The organism is Neobacillus sp. 204, from assembly GCF_046562815.1.
Taxonomy (GTDB): Bacteria; Bacillota; Bacilli; order Bacillales; family Cytobacillaceae; genus Neobacillus.
In genome coordinates, this window is sequence record NZ_JBJORY010000003.1 from 195,925 (window position 1) to 213,850 (window position 17,926).

Genomic DNA, 17,926 nt, shown 5'->3' on the forward strand with positions numbered 1-17,926 from the left:
TTAAACCTCTTGAACGATGGACACAAATTCTTCGGCCAAACCCTTATATTGATTAAAGCCAGTCAGTTGATTAAAAATCTGTTCGAGTGTCCCTTCCTTATTTTGCTCCTTCAACTCATTGAAGCTGCCATCGGCTACAATTTTCCCATCATTGATGAGGATAATCCGGTTACTAATTTTCTCAACCACATCCATGATATGAGACGAGTAAAAGATCGTTTTTCCTTGGGCAGCGAGAATCGCTAAAATTTCTTTAAAGACCATGACACTATTGGCGTCAAGCCCGCTTAATGGCTCATCTAAAAATAATAAATCTGGATTATGTAATAGACTTGAAATGATCAGTACCTTTTGTCGCATTCCTTTTGAGTAGGAAGCAATTCTTGAGTGGTACACCTCTTCGAGTCCAAAAACCTTCATCAATTTTTGTGCTTTTTCATCGGCAGCTTGTAAGTCCATTCCATATAATTCACCGACAAAAGTTAAATACTCCATCGCTGTAAGATTATCATAGAGTTCAGCAATTTCCGGAATATAACCAATCTTTCTTTTATAATCACTGTTCTTCTCCGTCACTTCTTCACCAAAAATTTCTACCTTCCCTTTATAGTCCCCTTCGAGGCCAAGCAGAATTTTTATAGTTGTACTTTTCCCCGCACCATTTGGCCCAATATAGCCAATAATTTGTCCTCGATAGACGGTTAAATTAATCCCTTTAAGAACGTTTTTCATTCCATAATGTTTTTCTAAATCCGTAATTGACAAAACAACATCTTGCTTTCGATTGAGTTCGATGCGAATCACCTCTATTACATTTGGTAGTTTAATAGTAGCATAATATACATATTTTTCTAAGATAAAAGGTACACTTTAAGTGTATTTCACCTAAAGTGTACCTTCTCTTTTTGCCTATCCTACTTCTTTTTACTTATAAAATAAACATAGGCTTTTATCATAAAATAGCTTACTTCCTCTGGAAGCAGTTCCTTGATCGGTTTTAGACGACGGCCAGCCTCTGCCAAGGCCTTTTCTAAAAGCGGCATATATTCAGCCGGAATATGTTTAGAAAAATCCACTTCTGAGCCTTGTTGCGCACATTGAAGCAAGTGGGTTTCGATCGTGCTGACCGCTAAATCCCGCTGCTCGGCAATTTCATTTATAGAAAGATTACTTTGATGTAATTTTAACGTCTCCAAATGTGAATCGGTTATACCTGTTTTTTTGGCAGTTTTCTTTGGAGCTTTCTCAACAGGTACCAACTCGCTTTGGTAGTCTGCATTCTTTTCACAAAAAGTACGGATCGCTTGGATAAATTCAAGGCCATATTTTTTAAGCTTTAGTTCCCCTACTCCGCTCACCAGTAAAAATTCTTCCGTCGTTTTTGGCAGCTTTGCACACATATCCTTTAGGGAAGCATCAGAAAAAATAACAAACGGCGGTACTTTTTCAGTTTCAGCAATCTGCTTCCGAACCTCTCTTAATACCTCAAATAATGGGTCATCCTTGGCAACCTGTTTCACCTGAACAGTTTCACGGCGATGGACTTGCTGCTTCCCTAAAAGAATATCTTTTCCTTTTGGTGAAACGTACAGGGTTGGAAATTGGCCTTGTTCAATCGCAATTAACTCCTGTGATATCAAAAATTCAATAAAGTCACTGACATCCTTTGAACTTCTATCCTTCATAATTCCATAGGTTGGCAGTCTGTCAAAACCCATTTCTGTTACCTTTTTATTTTTCGACCCTGTTAACACTTGGGCCGTAATCGTTTTCCCAAAGCGCTGCCCCATCCGAATGACACAGGACATCACCATTTGTGCTTCCTTCGTTACATCAATGCTTGTCCTAGTATCCAAGCAGTTGCCGCATCTGCCGCAAGACTCTGTCTCCGTTTCGCCAAAATATTTTAAAATAAATTCCTGAAGACAGTTTTCTGTATGGCAGTAATCGACCATTTGCTGGAGCTTTTCTAACTCTTGTGTCATTCGGCTCCGATCACTGGATTGATCAATCAAAAAACGTTGAATTTGCACATCTTGTGAGGAATGAAGAAGAATACATTCACTCTTCAGACCATCCCTGCCCGCACGACCTGCTTCCTGATAATAGCTCTCCATATTTTTCGGCTGCTGGTAGTGAATCACATATCGGATATTGGATTTGTCTATCCCCATCCCGAAAGCAGAGGTCGCCACCATCACCGTCGCATTATCTTCTAAGAATCGTTCCTGCTCGCGGTTACGCTCCACATCCCCCATCCCGGCATGATAACGGGCAGCTTTTATGTTCGCTTTTAACAGTTTTTCATAGAGTTGGTCGACATTCTTCCGGGTTGCCGCATATATAATGCCTGCTTCTTTATCATTCTGTTTTAGATAGTCTTTGATAAACTTGTCCCGATCCTGACCCTTGATGACCGTAAAGGATAGATTTTCCCGCTCAAATCCGGTAATTATCGTATTCTCTCCATCGATACCTAATAAATCGCAAATATCCTCTCGAACCTTTGGTGTGGCTGTAGCAGTTAGGGCTAATACAATTGGTCTTTGCGGAAGTCTATGAATCAATTCTTGAATATGGCGATAGCTTGGCCGAAAATCATGTCCCCATTGGGAGATACAGTGGGCCTCGTCTACTGCTACTAATGGGATGTCCATGCTGTAGAGGTCTTCAAGAAAGTCTTGTGATTCCAACCGTTCCGGTGCAAGGTATAATAGCTTGTACTTTCCTTGACTGACTTCTTGCATCCGCCTATTTGCTTCTCCATAACTTAACGAACTATTGATAAATGTAGCGGGAATACCGACTTGAATGAGGGCATCTACCTGGTCCTTCATTAAAGAAATTAGTGGGGAAATAACTATCGTGGTACCCGGTAAGACAAGAGCAGGAATTTGAAAACAAATCGATTTTCCACCACCCGTTGGCATGACAGTGATTGTGTTTTTGCCGGATAAAACGGAGCGAATCGCCTGCTCTTGGCCGGTACGGAAGAAACTATAACCGAAATGGGATTCTAGTAAGGGCAATGCTTTTTCAAACAACATTTTTTCCTCCTTCCATATACTAAAAAATCTTAAGATCTTACTCTATTATACTGCTAGAAATTAGATTTTCAAAAAGCATTTATTCTATAAAAAAGGAAAGAACCGCCAATTGATCCTCGGCAGTCCAATTTTTTCATTTATATCAAAATATTATTCAATATTTCATCTTTATGCTCGTTCTTTTGAGGCGGAGGAGCAATTGATTCCTGCTCTAGGTCACTGTGCATTTTCACCTGATAGTCTCCCCAGGAAGAAGGAAAGATGAGCTCTTTTTCCCGAAAGTATGGGTTATTGTTTAATTCCCCAATCTCCAGAACAGGGGCCAAACAGCAATCTACTTTTTGGGAGAATGCAATCCACTCATAAAAGGTTATACTTTTAAAAAGTGCAGTAAGCTCCTGAAAAACAGGATTAGATTCATCCGTTGTTGAAAAATGTCCTTGAATCCATTCTTCCCGACCTTGAGCCCGGCAGAAATTAGTCCAAAACTTTGGCTCGAGCGCGCCAATACTCATAAACCTACCGTCGCTTGTTTCATATAAAGCGTATGAAACGATGCTTCCGTTAAGTACATTGATCCCATTTCCTGCCCCGGTTTCTTTTTCCACCATGACATGGTTCCCTAATAATGACACCAGTTGGTCGGTTATGGAGATAGAATGATAGCTTCCTTTCCCTGTTAAGGCTCTCGAAACGAGACCAGCTAAAATCCGTTCATTAGCAGCGAAACCGCCTAAATAATCGGCCACAGTGATGGATGGATGGACAGGTTTACCTTCCTTTTCCTTGAACTGGGCCAAAACTCCGCTTAACGCCATATAATTGAGGTCATGATTGCCCAGTTTACTTAACAATCCCTTCTGTCCATAGCCGGATATGGAGCAGTAGACAATATCTGGCTTTACCTTTTGAACCGCCTCATATCCTAACCCAAGTTTCTCCATGACTCCTGGTCTAAAGCTTTCAAGGACGACATCAGCATTAGCAATTAATTTAAGGGCATTGTCGTACCCTTCTTTCTCCTTTAAATTAAGGATGATGCTTTTTTTCTGACGGTTGTTAGCAAGAAAAACGAGGCCGTTCCCCTGTTTGGAAAGTCCCGTATGACGGGCAGGATCCCCTTCCGGCGGCTCCACTTTAATGATCTCGGCTCCTAGTTCCGCTAGACGTAATGTTGCGTAGGGGCCTGGTAAATAGTTCGTGAAATCGATGATTTTAAGACCATTTAACATAGGTTGACCCCTTTTACGAATTAGTAGAGCCTGGAGTAAAGAGCTCTTCGAGTTGTTTTCTTAAAACAAATTTCATAATCTTTCCACTGGCATTTCGCGGCAATACCTCACAGAATACATACTTTCGCGGACGTTTGTAATTAGCGAGCTGGTCGCTGTTTTTGCAGTATTCATCCAGCTCCGCCTCCGTGACATTTGGATCTTTTTTGACAATAAACGCCGTAACAGTCTCACCCCAGCGGTCATCAGGCTGGCCCACAATTGCCACATCTAGGATACCAGCGTGGGCATGTAAAACATCCTCCACTTCCCTTGGGTAGATATTTTCGCCGCCGCTAATAATCATGTCATCGACACGATCATTGACATAAAGGTACCACTCGTCATCAAGATAACCAATGTCACCTGAATGGTACCATCCCTTATACAATGCCTTTTCCGTCGCTTCTTCCCGGTTGAAATAACCCACCATCATACATGGCCCTTGCACAATAATCTCACCCGTTTCACCAGCCGGTACAACATCATCAGGATCTGATGGACCGTCTTCTCTCGTGCGAACCACCCGAATATCATGGCTTAGGGCCGCTTGCCCGGCAGAACCTGCTTTCCTCAATTGGTCCGTCTCTGATAGGAAGGTAATAGCCGGCCCCATTTCGGTCATGCCATAGGCCTGAATTAAGGAGATTCCAAGGTTGTTATGGAGTGCATGGACGAGTGATGGCGCCATTGGAGCCGCACCATATAAACCCAGTTTTAAACTTGATAGATTATACTTGCTTAAATCCTCTTGAAGGAGCATGTTCCACATGGTTGGTGCCGCAAATAATTTCGTGATTTTTTCTTGTTCAATTAATTGGAGGATCGCTTTTGGGTTAAATTGATGCAATATAACATTGCTTGCCCCAGCATGAATCCTTGGCAGGAACGCGCAATGAAGTTCGGCACAATGGAACATAGGTGCAGTGACGAGACCCACATCTTCCGCGTTGAGTTTGCATGAAGCAATACAGAACACACTCTGGTCTACCATATTGCGGTGGGTGTGCATCACTCCTTTCGGCCTTCCCGTTGTCCCGCTGGTATAGATAAATGCATAAAGATCGGTTTCCTTCACATCGGCCTGAACATCCTCCGTTGATGAGGCAGCCAGTTTTTCCTGGTAACTAGCCGCATACGCTGGTGTACCTTCATCAATAAACCAAAAGGAAGTTTTCTCAAAGCGACTTGCAATTACTGATATGACAGGTTCTAAAGCCTTTTCAAAAAGAACAACCTTTGTAGTGGCATCCGAAAGAATATATGCAACTTCTTCTGACATTAAGCGGAAATTAATTGGATTAAAGATGGCACCGATTTTCGCACAGGCGAAGAACGCTGTCCCTAACTCTTCGGTATTAAACATAAAGGTGGACACACGGTCGCCTTTTTGCACTCCTTCTTTTAAAAGGGCGTTCGCAAGTCGATTCACCTGCTCGCTCCATTCCTTATAGGTGTAGCGAACATTTTTCCTGACATCGTAAATGGCTTGTTTATTCGGATACTTTTTCACCGTCAAATCAAAAATTTTCCCGATTGTCGTCGTCATTGAATCGCCTCCAAAATTTGTTTGCGAAAAAAGCGAGTTTATTTGCGAATTTCCCTAGTTTATTTGCGAAACTGAATGTTTTATTTGCGAAACTGAATGTTTTATTTGCGAAACTTAGTCTCTTATTTGCGAAGCTATCATGCTAGTCATTCAAACGCTCAATAATGGTCGCATTAGCCATACCATGACCCTCGCACATCGTTTGCAAACCGTAGCGTCCGCCAGTTCGCTCCAACTCATGCATCAACGTCACCATTAGACGCGCACCACTGCCGCCAAGCGGATGGCCGAGGGCAATTGCTCCGCCATTTGGATTTAGTTTCGCCGGATCCGCACCCGTCACTTTTAGCCAGGCAAGTGTAACAGGGGCGAAGGCTTCATTGACTTCAAACACATCAATATCATGGATAGATAAACCTGCTTTTGCTAGTGCCTTTTGTGTAGCAGGAATCGGTCCTGTCAGCATCAAAGTAGGATCTGAACCAACCACTACGCGTGTGTGAACACGGAAGCGCGGTTTTAAACCAAGCTCTTCTGCTTTCTCACGAGACATGAGTAATAAGGCAGCTGATCCATCACTTATTTGGCTGGAGTTTCCGGCATGAATAACCCCATCTTCTTTAAATGAAGTGCGAAGACCAGCCAAGGCTTCTAGGGATGTTCCTTTTCTCGGACCAGAATCATCCTTGATGACGGCCATAGTGCCGTCCGGGAGTTTTACCTCGATCGGAAAAATCTCCCTTGAAAAATAACCCTCTTCCTGTGCCTTTAGTGCCTTTTGATGGCTTTCGAGGGAGAATTGATCAAGCACCTCGCGGGTAAACCCATAGTTTTCAGCAATCCGCTCGGCTGATAGCCCCTGATGAATCATTTCATACTTCGACCTTAGATTAGGACTAAATGGATCCTCAACACCTTTGTAGTTGGAACCCATCGGAACACGGGACATACTTTCCACACCCCCAGCAATCACCACGTCCATATCACCAGCCAAGATTGCTTGCGCAGCGAAATGCACGGCTTGCTGGCTTGAGCCGCATTGACGATCAATGGTTGTTCCCGGGACTTCGATTGGAAAGCCCGCAATTAACGCTGCAACTCTGGCAATATCGCCTGCTTGCTCGCCCGCTTGTGTCACACACCCCCAAATTACATCGTCCACAAGCGCCGGGTCGATCCCTGCACGATTGACTAGTTCCTTTAAGGTTAGTGCTGATAAATCATCCGGACGGATATCTTTTAGCACGCCATTTCTTCTTCCGACTGGTGTACGTACACCTTCCACAATTACGACTTCACGCATATTTATCTTCCTCTCTATAACCCTAGATTTTTGGCAATGATTGTTTTCATTATTTCGTTGGTGCCGGCGTAAATGCTGGAAACTGGAATATCACGGAAGCGTCTTGCAATCTCGTATTCTTCCATATATCCATAACCGCCATGGAGCTGCATACATTCTGCAGCAACCCTTTTAGCAATATCCGTTAGTTTCCACTTTGCCATCGAGACCTTAGTAACTACGTTTTTCCCTTCGATATGCTCAGCAATTAACTGATCCAAAAATGCTCTGCCCATTTCAATTTCTGTAGCCATTTCTACAATTTTAAACTGGGTGTTTTGGAACTGGCTGACTGGCCTTCCGAACGCTTCCCTGCTTTTTACATAGTCCATTGTCATTTTCAGCATTACTTCCGATGCCGTTTGCGCCCCAATCGCGACGAGAAGCCGTTCCTGCTGGAGTTTTTCCATTAAATAAAGAAAGCCCTTGCCTTCCTCACCGATCAGGTTCTCCTTCGGGACACGGCAATCTTCAAAGATCAATTCCGCAGTATCCTGAGAATGGAGTCCAACTTTGTTTAGCTTTCTTCCCCTTGAAAATCCCGGTGCATCACGCTCAATAACCAGCAGGCTGACCCCTTTATGCTTCGGGACGGCATTTATGTCCGTTTTGACGGCGACTAAAATAAGGTCAGATTGAATCCCATTGGTAATGAACGTTTTTTGACCATTAACAATATAGTGGTCACCCTCGAGCTTAGCTGTTGTTTTGATGTTGGCCAGGTCCGAGCCTGTGCCGGGTTCCGTCATGGCAATAGCGGTAATGATTTCACCTGTCACACATTTCGGTAACCAGCGCTGCTTCTGTTCTTCTGTCCCATAAGAGGTGATGTATGGAATTACAATATCATTGTGAAGGCCAATCCCCACTAAACCTGAGCCGACTCGTTCCAGCTCTTCATTAATGACCACAGCGAATCCCCAATCGACCTCACTGCCGCCATACTTTTCATCGATATCTGGGCAAAGAAACCCCTGCTCGCCCATCTTCTTCCAGAAAGAGCGTGGAATCATACGGTCTTCCTCCCACTGCTCATAAAAGGGATATGCTTCTTTATCCAAAAACTTTCTCAATGCCTTGCGAAATATTTCATGTTCTTCATTTAGGTATGGGTGTTTCATACAAAAAACCTCTCTTTCTATATGGCAACGCTTACATAATTGATTTTTGTTGAAGGTTTTCTTACAAAATCAATCTTTATTTTTACAAATTCAGAGTATTTTTTTACAAATCTCAAATGTTTTTATGCAATCATTAGGAATATAATCCATAATCAAAGATTTTTCTCGATGTTTACTACCCTCATCTTCTCACGTAATTGATATTTTAGTACTTTCCCAGAAGCATTCCTCGGCAACTGCTCTTCGATAAAAATCCGCCTTGGAACCTTATAGCCTGCTAATTTTTGACGGCAGAAGTTTCTTACTTCCTGCTCATCAATCACAAACCCTTCCCTCGGTACAATAATGGCACAGACCGCTTCTCCCCAGACCTCATCTGGCAAACCAATAATGGCAGCGTCGAGTACATTCGGATGTTCGAAAAGTACAGACTCCACTTCTACGGAATATACATTTTCTCCCCCTGAGATAATCATGTCTTTTTTACGATCCACTAGCGTAATATACCCTTCCTCATCAATCGTCGCTAAGTCACCAGTATAGAGCCAGCCATTTTTCAAGGTGCTCTTCGTTTCCTCCGGTTTTTTATAATACTCCTTCATCACCATGTCACTGCGAACGATAAATTCACCAATGACTCCAGGTAATACATCATTGGCTTCTTCATTGACAACCCTTGTTTCAGTTAAAAAAATAGGTTTCCCCCCTTTACCGAGATGGAGTCTGTGCCCTTCAGGATCAAGGAGAATTCCACCTGGACCCGCTTCAGTCAAACCGCAGAGATTATAAAACTGATCTGTTTTAAAGAGCTGAGTCGTTTTTTTGACCAGTTCCGGTGCCATTGGCGCTGCCCCATAGCCGACTCTCTTAATGGAAGATAAATCAAATTCTGCTGCATTAGGAACCTGGAGAAGAAAGTTATACATGGCTGGTACGGCAAAAAGGTGGGTGATTTTATGTTCTTGAATCGCTTGGAGTGTTTTTACTGGATGAAAATCGCGATGGATTATATGTGTGGCACCAAGTGCTACACCCGAAATAAGGAATAGGTTTAATTGGGCTGAATGGAAGAGCGGTGCAAGATGGAGAATTCGTTCATGCTGCCTAATCCCCATATTAATAACGACGGCGATGCCCACTTTAAAAATTTGACTATGATCAAACAGAGCACCCTTTGGACGCCCTGTGGTCCCCGAAGTGTAAAGGATTTCTAAATCATCCTGCTCGGAAACCTCCACATCCGGCTCATTTTCGTTATCGGTAAGAGTACTTTCATAGGAATAGTATCCAGTTGTTTCTGGTTCCCCTACAGTAATCACCAACCGGACATCTGTGCCTTGTTTTGCAGCAGCAATGATTGATTCGAACTCCTTATCACACACAACCAAGGACGTATCGGATTGGTCTAAAATATAGTGAACCTCTGAAGCAGTAAGGCGGAAGTTAACTGGTACGGCAACTGCACCAATTTTAGCAGCAGCAAAGAAGGTCAACACAAAGTAATCCGAATTCTTCATCATCAATGCTAGTTTGTCACCTTTATTCACACCCTGTTTTAACAAGCCGTTTGCGAGTTTATTAACCTCTTTATTGAATTGACGATACGTATAGCTTCGTCCTTCACATTCAATGGCTAATAATTCAGGGAACTTTCGGGCATTTTGCGCTAAAAGGCTTCCGATATTCATTAAAGAATCCTCCTCAAATAAAAGACTTCTTTAGTTTCTATGCAATATTTATGCCAATATACAGGAAATCCTTAAGTAGTCCAATAGCCCCTTGAAAGCTTCAGCATAGAGTGACAATATGTTTTTCATCCAAACATAGAGGACAATATAGTGTCCAATTCCTGGACACTCTTCTCCTATGTTGGCAGTTTGTATTTTTTTATTTTTTCATATAAACCAGAACGACTGATTCCTAGTAATCTTGCTGCTTTAACCTTATTCCCTTGCACTTGGACGAGTGCCTTTTTAATTGCTTCGAGTTCAGCGTTTTCGACCAGTGTTACATTGAGGGAAGGCTCTTTAACGGAAACCTGCTTCACTAGATAATCGGGAAGATCCTCAAATCTAATTTTTCCATTTTCAGCAAAAGTCATCGCCCGTTCCATGACATTACGCAGTTCCCGGACATTTCCAGGCCAAGAATAGCTTAGCATTACGTCTCTTGCCCTGTTATCAATTCCCGTAATGGTGGTTCCTAATATTTGATTCAATTCAATCATAAAACTGCCAATCAAATGGTCTGTATCATAGAGACGATCGCGGAGTGGTGGGACATATAATGAAATGACATTGAGACGATAATATAAATCCTCTCTAAACAATCCCGCTTTGACCATTTCTTCAAGATTACGATTAGTGGCTGCAATGATTCTAACATCCACTTGAATTCTTATCGTTCCACCAACCCTGTAAAACTCTCTTTCTTGAAGCACGCGCAGCAATTTGGCTTGTAATGAGAGGGACATATCTCCTACCTCATCGAGGAAAAGGGTTCCGCCATTAGCCAAATCAAACTTGCCAAGCTTGCCTTTTTGCCTCGCACCCGTAAAGGCCCCTTCGTCATAACCAAAAAACTCTGATTCTAACAGATCCTCTGGAATCGCCGCACAATTTACCACGATAAATTTCCCTACGCTTCTTGCACTGCTATTATGAATCGCTTGGGCAAATAGCTCTTTACCAGTCCCGCTCTCTCCGCGAATAAGAATGGTTGACCTGCCTTTTGCCGCTTTAGCAGCACTTTTCTTCAATTTTTCCATATATGGATCAACGGTTAATAGGTGCTCCCAAGTAAACCTAGCAGACTCTGACTTTTGAAATTGCTGATGGTAAAAACTCGCTTTACTCTCCGCTTTTTGCAGCTTTTTAAATAACTCACTGACCTCGTTTAATTGCCTGAACACTATCTTTCCAATGGCTCCGATGACTTTTCCATCCTCTAAGATAGGAATTCGGTGGACAATATATTTAATGCCATTAATCTCTAGAAAGCCGCTAACCTCGGCTGTTTCTGAATGATAAACATTGTCTAAAAGTAATGTTGGCAATACTTTGGCAACTGGTTTGAAAAGAACGGATTCTCGCTGAAGATTAAATAATTCGAGTAGAGGAGGACTGACCATCTGGATGTTTTTCTTTTCGTCTGTCATGACAATTCCGTCATAAGCATGGTCTAAAGCAGTTTCTAATGTTCTTTTTAATGTTTTTACTGTTTTTAATTCTTGTGAAGTTTGCAACAGGGACATGACCATATCTGTTTTCGTAAGAATTCCCACAACATGGTCCTGGTTATCGATAACCACACCGGTACCCACTTGACTGTTTTTCACAATCATTTCAATCTTTTCATAAGGAGTATCAATCGACAGCGTCTCCACTTGTTCTTTAATATATTTTTTGATAGGGGTGGTTAGGGGCATCCCTTCCATAACCATTTGAAATAAGCCGCTTCGCGTAAAAACGCCAACGAGTTTTCTGCTCGTGTCAGTAACCGGCAGTAGGTTCCACTTCTTCCTATTCATCAGACTGATCGCTTCGGTTAGTGTCGTATCCTCTGTGACGATGCAGTCAACTGGTGTAAGCAACTGGTTAAAATCAATCATTTAGTCCCCCCCCTTTCTACGTATCTTTATTGTAACAAAAGTGAGGGATATTTTTGAATATTTTAACAATATCTATTATAGATGGGAACTTCTATTCTTCGAAAGATAATTGATTGAGGGGGATTCTAATAAAATCCCCCTCATTTCCAAGCACTAGTAGTGTTTCCAAAGTCTATTTCGGCTGCATTCTTATTGCGCCATCCAGCCGGATCGTTTCACCATTTAACATTGGATTTTCGACGATGCTTTGGACGAGCTGGGCATATTCACTCGGGTATCCCAGCCTTGATGGGAAAGGAACCATTTTTCCAAGTGAATCTCTCGCCTCTTGTGGGAGCGTATCAAACATCGGTGTGTGGAATAGCCCAGGTGCAATGGTCATTACGCGAATACCATAACGGGCAAGCTCTCTTGCGATCGGCAGGGTCATTCCGACAATTCCGCCTTTTGAGGCACTATAGGCTGCTTGGCCGATTTGTCCGTCAAAGGCCGCAACTGAAGCGGTATTAATAATTACCCCTCTTTCTCCTTGCTCGTTCACATCATTGCTGGTCATCTTCTCCGCAGCAATCCGAATTACATTGAACGAGCCAATTAAATTCACATGAATGACTTTTGAAAAAAGTGAAAGATTATGTACGCCCTTTTTACCAATCACCTTCTCCGCAATACCAATTCCGGCACAGTTCACAACGGCATTTACACTGCCCATATATTCCGCTGCTTGATTAACAGCCTCTTGAATGTCCTCATCTTTTGTGACATCAGCCTTTATAAACAAAACGGCGTCCCCTAATTCATTTTGGAGTTTCACACCATTTTCTTCTGATTGGTCAAAAATGACCGCCTTCCCACCACTTCCAACAATCTTTCGAACCGTTGCCTCTCCTAATCCTGATGCTCCTCCAGTAACAACTGCCCGGCATGTATTCATTTGCATATTTTAGCCCCCTCATTAAGAATGATATTTTATTATTTTGCAAGTATTGTGCCAAGGAGGTTTCAGCAAATAAATTACTACTTAGTTAGAATATCAAATTCTTTTATGTTTGTAGTTTGGACACACAAGCTCGAAAAGTGACCAAATACTGTACAGGTTACTTTTCGAGCTAAATCCATTTAAAACTATCTTCATAGGTCTAATTGCATATTTTTCATAATTATATATATTGTAGAAGAGAGAATGTTTAAAAGATAAAAAAGGTCAGGTCTCAGTTAATATGAGGTCCTGACCTTTTTCTTTGATATAGTGCCTTCTTGTAAAGCGGCTCGTTTCTTTCTTTCCATGATTAAAACTAAGGCGATGGCAGCAAGGAGAAAAAGACTCGCGATTCGAAAGATCGATGCGGTACTAACAAACTGAGCGATCACCCCAAAAATAATCCCGCTCAGCCCCATGCCTAAATCAATGGACGAAAATATCATTCCGTTCGCCACACCTCGCCGGTGGGATGGTGTCATGAGCAATGCCCAAGATTGCAGCGTTGGTATTAAGCAACCAAATCCCATACCAAACAAGGCACCTGAAATGGCGATAAGCAGGTTGGATTGGGCAAAGGAAAGTGCCCACATCCCGATAAATGTAGAGAATGTACAGAACAAAACAAGTCCTATCGGGCCTTTCTGATCAAACCATCTTCCTGCAAATGGTCTCCCCATTGTGGCCATTAAGGCATTAAAAATATAAAATAAAAAGATTTGTTCAATGCCACGCTCTTCACCAAAAATAACAATAAAAGTTACTACCGAGCCGTAACCTAAATTTATGATTATTGTGATAAAGGCTGGAAACCAACTTGATTTTTCAACCAATGAACCTACATAGGAAAATTTCAATTCCTCTTTCCGAGTATTTATCACTCCTTGAGGAGTTTGATAGCGGACCACTATAAGTAAGATTATTGAAATAGCCCCTAATATCGCCGATAAATAAATAAGATTAGCAAAAGAAGTAAGATTGTAAACAAAGATTCCTAGACTAGGAGCAATAATGAATGCAATGGTCATGGATAGGCCGAAGTACCCCATCCCTTCCCCCAGCCGCGAATTGGGAATAACATCAACTGCAGCGGTGCCATTTACTGTTGTCGACCAACCCCAAGCTAGACCATGGACGAAACGAAATAATAGAAAAATCACCACAACCTGTGAAATAGGATAAAGAAGCGTAATTAAGAAGAGCAAAATCGCTCCTAATAAGACAAGCGATTTTCTTGGCTTATATTCCAGCAAAAAGCCGATAAACGGCCGGCTAATAACGGCTCCGATCGAAAATAATCCTGTCACTAAACCAATCTCCAGCCCAGAAGCTCCAATTGATTTTATATATGGCGGCAGAGTGGGAATAAGCATTTGAAATGACATAAATACAAATAGATTTCCCACCATGAGCATGATAAACGACTTTGACCACAAACGCTCTTTCATATCGACCCCTCCCTTCACTTACAATAATGAACTTATAACAAAAAGTTTCACTTACATAAATTTACTTCGCATCACTAAATAATAGCACAGAAGTTGGAAAAAGAATATTTGAATATGACTCTCTAGAATAAAACGTCTGTAACAGGCGGAAATAAAATTCTTATCATTTTTTTTGATTTCCGTTATCATAAACTAGAGTAAACATTGTTTAAATGGAGGTATCCTCATTGATGAAAAAAATGGTTATCACCCGCAATATCGATCAGCATTATATTACAGAAATCAAAGATATTATTCCTGATTGGGAATTAATTGTTGGCAAGGATAAACATATTTGGCAAGAGCATGTAAAGGATGCAGAAATCATCGCAGGCTGGAATAAGGGGCTAAAGGAATATTGTCTCGATCCAAATTCCAAGCTGAAGTGGCTGCAATCCTGGAGTGCCGGTGTTGATTACTTGCCGCTAGAAGAACTGAATTTTAGAAATATCTACCTGACTAGTGCCAATGGCGTTCACGCCTATCCAATCTCTGAAACTATTTTTGCATTGATGCTGGGTTTAACACGGAAAATACATACCTACGTCAAAAATCAACAGAAAAAAACTTGGCATCATGCCCATATGGGACAAGAAATACATGGAAAAACAATCGGAATCATTGGTGTGGGAACGATTGGGAAAGAAACGGCAAAAATCGCGAAAGCATTTGGGATGAACGTCCTTGGTGTCAGGCACTCTGGAAAGCCTACGGACTATGTGGAAGAAATGTATACACCAGACCAATTAAACCAACTGCTTCCTAAGTGTGATTACGTGGTTGTTACATTACCGCTTACAAAGGAAACTACCCATTTGTTTGGTTCCGAACAATTCAAGCAAATGAAGTCAACTGCCTTCTTTATTAATATCGGACGGGGTGAGATTGTTGCGGAAACTAACCTAATCCAAGCTCTGTCAGAAGGAACGATTGCGGGAGCTGGACTCGATGTGTTTGAAACCGAACCGTTAAGTACGGAAAGCCCGTTATGGGAGATGGAGAATGTAATTGTCACCCCACATACATCCGGATCAACAGAACATTATAATGAGCGGGTGATTGAAAATATCTTGATCCCTAACTTAAGAGCTTATCTTTCTAGTAAGGTTCCACCGATTAATCTGGTCGATTTTTCAAAAGGTTATTAGCAAAGGAGTATTTTATGGAGCCCGTTATAATAGAAAAAAGCCTCACTAGGAAAAAGCGAAGTTTACAAGTTTTTAAGTATCTGATCACTGTGCTTGTAATTTTCCTCGTGGCAATTAATTTTGTGCCTGTGAAAAAAATTGATGAAAAGGACTTTTTCAAGAACAACCGTCCATTAGTGATTGCCCATCAGGGTGGAGAACTTCTTGCCCCTTCGAATACGATGGCGGCATTTACGAACGCAGTAAACATGGGTGTGGATGTGCTTGAAACAGACCTTCATATCACTAAAGATGGACAATTAGTGGCCATCCATGACCCGACGATAGACCGGACAACGAACGGACATGGAAAGGTAGCTGACATGACCTTAGAAGAAATCCAAAAGTTCGATGCTGGATACCAGTTTAAAGACTTGCAAGGAAATTACAGTTTCCGCGGTAAAGGCATTAATATCCCTACAGCGGAAGAAATGTTTCAATCGTTAGGGAACACCCGAATTGAGATGGAAATTAAGGATGATAATCCTCCCGAACGAATCGATGAAATGGCCGCTAAGCTCTGGGCACTAATCGAAAAATATCATATGGAGGATAAAATCTTGGTTGCTTCTTTTGATCAAGACATCCTTAATACATTTGAAAAGTACGCCAAGGGACGTGTGGCAACTTCAGCGGGCAAGCAGGAAGTAACAAGTTTTGTTATTTTTCATAAGTTCTTTTTACGTAACCTGTATACCCCTCATGTTGATGCGTTTCAGATTCCAACCGAAGATAGCGGTTTTGATTTAACGGACAAGAAATTGATAGACGGAGCCCATCGTCGTGGGATGCAGGTCCATTATTGGACCATCGATGACCCAAAGACAATGAAGAAACTTCTCGATGCAGGTGCAGATGCTATTCTTACCAATCGTCCGGATCTGCTCCTAAAGGTCCTTGAAGAGAAATAGCTAGAAAGTACTCGTTGTTAGTGCGGGGTACGATTGTGGGAATCATTATTGCAGCATCTGCCTCTTAAACATAAACTAGGGTGCCTTTAACACGAGGCACCCATTGTTTTTTATCATTTTTTAAATTTTCCAGGTGTGTACTTTTCACTAGCTTTAAAATTATAAACTGGTTTAATGAACCCGGCAATCTCAACGGTTTCTTCGACTTTTTCTAATATTTCATTCATGGACTTATAGGCCATTGGCGCTTCATCCAAGGTTTCTTCCGAAACGGACGTGGTCCACACGCCTTCCATTGTTTTATGAAAATCGTCCATATTTAGAGTTTTCATCGCTTTCGTCCGGCTCAAAACCCGGCCTGCTCCATGCGGGGCAGAATAATTCCACTCCTCATTTCCTTTACCGACTGCTAAAATTGACCCGTCTCTCATGTTAATTGGAATAATAAGACGCTCCCCTTTTTGAGCGGAAACAGCCCCTTTTCGTAAAATCAGGTTTTCGGTGTCAATATAATTGTGAACGGTATCGAAACGTTCCTGCTCCTCAAATCCCATGTTTTCCGTGATTGCTCTTGCTATTTCTTCACGGTTTGCTTTTGCAAATGCCTGGGCTAATTTCATGTCATGTATATAATGATCAAAATCCTCTCCTTCCAAATACGCTAAATCATTTGGAATAACGGGATTCTTTTCTTTATAGCTTTGGATCGTTTCTTGAATTTCTTTTTGACGCCCTTCCGCCTTCAATTGGTCAATAACCACGGATAAATCCTGCTTTCGAAGTTTTGAGATTGCTACTCTTTGATAGTAAGTGGCAATCTTTGCTCCCACATAGCGGCTCCCAGTATGAATGGTTAAATAGTGATAACCATTGGTATCAACAGAGACCTCAATAAAATGATTGCCTCCACCAAGTGTACCAAGGCTATAACGACTTCTATTTTCACTCAATATGTGCTCCGCCTGAAATTCTTGAATGGAGGGAAAACTCGTGTTAATAAATCCAACTGTCTCATCACCATGTACTTCCTGCCCACTCGGGACATACGTACGGATCACCTGATCTAATTTATTAAAATCAACCTTTTTATCCTGAAGCTTGACAGTTAACACGCCGCAGCCGACGTCTACTCCCACTAGATTGGGGACAACCTTATCCCTTAGCTGGATGGTCGTTCCAATCACACAACCTTTACCTGCATGATAGTCTGGCATAATACTAATCTTTGTATCCTTTAAAAATCCTTGATTACAAAGTTCTTGTATTTGCTCAATGGCTGTTTCCTGCGGATAGTTTGAAAATACCTTTGCCTCCGTTTGTGTACCCGTAACTTTTATCACTCGTTTTCCCTCCTTCAAGGCAGATTACCAACAGGCTACCATTTTATAGACATTTGGGCAATGCATTTTCTGCGACAATTTT

At 41.8% G+C, this 17,926-nt stretch carries 13 protein-coding genes; 2 read left to right on the top strand and 11 right to left on the bottom strand.

The window, feature by feature from the left end:
- The 10 genes from ACJ004_RS08165 to ACJ004_RS08210 form a co-directional block, all read right to left on the bottom strand.
- Complete coding sequence (locus ACJ004_RS08165) at positions 1-732, bottom strand: ABC transporter ATP-binding protein (protein WP_410892648.1); 732 nt, start codon at positions 730-732, stop codon at positions 1-3.
- A gap of 182 nt (positions 733-914) precedes the next feature.
- Positions 915-3,044, bottom strand: a complete 2,130-nt coding sequence (recQ, locus tag ACJ004_RS08170; RefSeq protein WP_410892649.1) for a DNA helicase RecQ — start codon at positions 3,042-3,044, stop codon at positions 915-917.
- 140 nt (positions 3,045-3,184) lie between these two features.
- The gene (locus tag ACJ004_RS08175; RefSeq protein ID WP_410892395.1) at positions 3,185-4,279 is read right to left on the bottom strand and encodes a CaiB/BaiF CoA transferase family protein; all 1,095 of its coding nucleotides are present in this window, start codon (positions 4,277-4,279) and stop codon (positions 3,185-3,187) included.
- Between the two features lie 13 nt (positions 4,280-4,292).
- Positions 4,293-5,867, bottom strand: coding sequence for a fatty acid--CoA ligase (locus ACJ004_RS08180; RefSeq protein ID WP_410892397.1), 1,575 nt, complete (start codon positions 5,865-5,867; stop codon positions 4,293-4,295).
- A gap of 142 nt (positions 5,868-6,009) precedes the next feature.
- Positions 6,010-7,170, bottom strand: coding sequence for a thiolase family protein (locus tag ACJ004_RS08185; protein WP_410892399.1), 1,161 nt, complete (start codon positions 7,168-7,170; stop codon positions 6,010-6,012).
- 14 nt (positions 7,171-7,184) lie between these two features.
- The gene (locus ACJ004_RS08190) at positions 7,185-8,330 is read right to left on the bottom strand and encodes an acyl-CoA dehydrogenase family protein (RefSeq protein ID WP_410892401.1); all 1,146 of its coding nucleotides are present in this window, start codon (positions 8,328-8,330) and stop codon (positions 7,185-7,187) included.
- Between the two features lie 152 nt (positions 8,331-8,482).
- Entirely contained in the window at positions 8,483-10,018 is a 1,536-nt protein-coding gene (locus ACJ004_RS08195; RefSeq protein ID WP_410892403.1) for an acyl-CoA synthetase, read from the bottom strand.
- A 176-nt stretch (positions 10,019-10,194) separates the two neighbouring features.
- Complete coding sequence (locus tag ACJ004_RS08200) at positions 10,195-11,940, bottom strand: sigma 54-interacting transcriptional regulator (RefSeq protein ID WP_410892405.1); 1,746 nt, start codon at positions 11,938-11,940, stop codon at positions 10,195-10,197.
- A 172-nt stretch (positions 11,941-12,112) separates the two neighbouring features.
- Positions 12,113-12,880, bottom strand: coding sequence for a 3-hydroxyacyl-CoA dehydrogenase (locus tag ACJ004_RS08205; protein WP_410892407.1), 768 nt, complete (start codon positions 12,878-12,880; stop codon positions 12,113-12,115).
- Positions 12,881-13,155: 275 nt separating this feature from the next.
- A complete protein-coding gene (locus ACJ004_RS08210) occupies positions 13,156-14,367 on the bottom strand; it encodes an MFS transporter (RefSeq protein WP_410892409.1) in 1,212 nt (403 codons plus the stop codon).
- A gap of 230 nt (positions 14,368-14,597) precedes the next feature.
- Between ACJ004_RS08210 and ACJ004_RS08215 the strand changes: the two genes are divergently transcribed.
- Both ACJ004_RS08215 and ACJ004_RS08220 read left to right on the top strand, forming a co-directional pair.
- A complete protein-coding gene (locus ACJ004_RS08215) occupies positions 14,598-15,554 on the top strand; it encodes a D-2-hydroxyacid dehydrogenase (RefSeq protein ID WP_410892650.1) in 957 nt (318 codons plus the stop codon).
- 128 nt (positions 15,555-15,682) lie between these two features.
- A complete protein-coding gene (locus tag ACJ004_RS08220; protein WP_410892411.1) occupies positions 15,683-16,504 on the top strand; it encodes a glycerophosphodiester phosphodiesterase family protein in 822 nt (273 codons plus the stop codon).
- A 113-nt stretch (positions 16,505-16,617) separates the two neighbouring features.
- Here ACJ004_RS08220 and ACJ004_RS08225 read toward each other — a convergent pair whose 3' ends face one another.
- Positions 16,618-17,844, bottom strand: coding sequence for an RtcB family protein (locus ACJ004_RS08225; protein ID WP_410892413.1), 1,227 nt, complete (start codon positions 17,842-17,844; stop codon positions 16,618-16,620).
- Positions 17,845-17,926: the final 82 nt, after the last annotated feature.

What these genes read in the sequence shown, in the direction of transcription:
- ACJ004_RS08165 (WP_410892648.1), bottom strand. Translation starts at nt 732, where the DNA reads ATGAAAAACGTTCTTAAAGGGATTAATTTAACCGTCTATCGAGGACAA.
- ACJ004_RS08175 (WP_410892395.1), bottom strand. Translation starts at nt 4,279, where the DNA reads ATGTTAAATGGTCTTAAAATCATCGATTTCACGAACTATTTACCAGGC.
- ACJ004_RS08180 (WP_410892397.1), bottom strand. Translation starts at nt 5,867, where the DNA reads ATGACGACGACAATCGGGAAAATTTTTGATTTGACGGTGAAAAAGTAT.
- ACJ004_RS08185 (WP_410892399.1), bottom strand. Translation starts at nt 7,170, where the DNA reads ATGCGTGAAGTCGTAATTGTGGAAGGTGTACGTACACCAGTCGGAAGA.
- ACJ004_RS08190 (WP_410892401.1), bottom strand. Translation starts at nt 8,330, where the DNA reads ATGAAACACCCATACCTAAATGAAGAACATGAAATATTTCGCAAGGCA.
- ACJ004_RS08195 (WP_410892403.1), bottom strand. Translation starts at nt 10,018, where the DNA reads ATGAATATCGGAAGCCTTTTAGCGCAAAATGCCCGAAAGTTCCCTGAA.
- ACJ004_RS08200 (WP_410892405.1), bottom strand. Translation starts at nt 11,940, where the DNA reads ATGATTGATTTTAACCAGTTGCTTACACCAGTTGACTGCATCGTCACA.
- ACJ004_RS08205 (WP_410892407.1), bottom strand. Translation starts at nt 12,880, where the DNA reads ATGCAAATGAATACATGCCGGGCAGTTGTTACTGGAGGAGCATCAGGA.
- ACJ004_RS08210 (WP_410892409.1), bottom strand. Translation starts at nt 14,367, where the DNA reads ATGAAAGAGCGTTTGTGGTCAAAGTCGTTTATCATGCTCATGGTGGGA.
- ACJ004_RS08215 (WP_410892650.1), top strand. Translation starts at nt 14,598, where the DNA reads ATGAAAAAAATGGTTATCACCCGCAATATCGATCAGCATTATATTACA.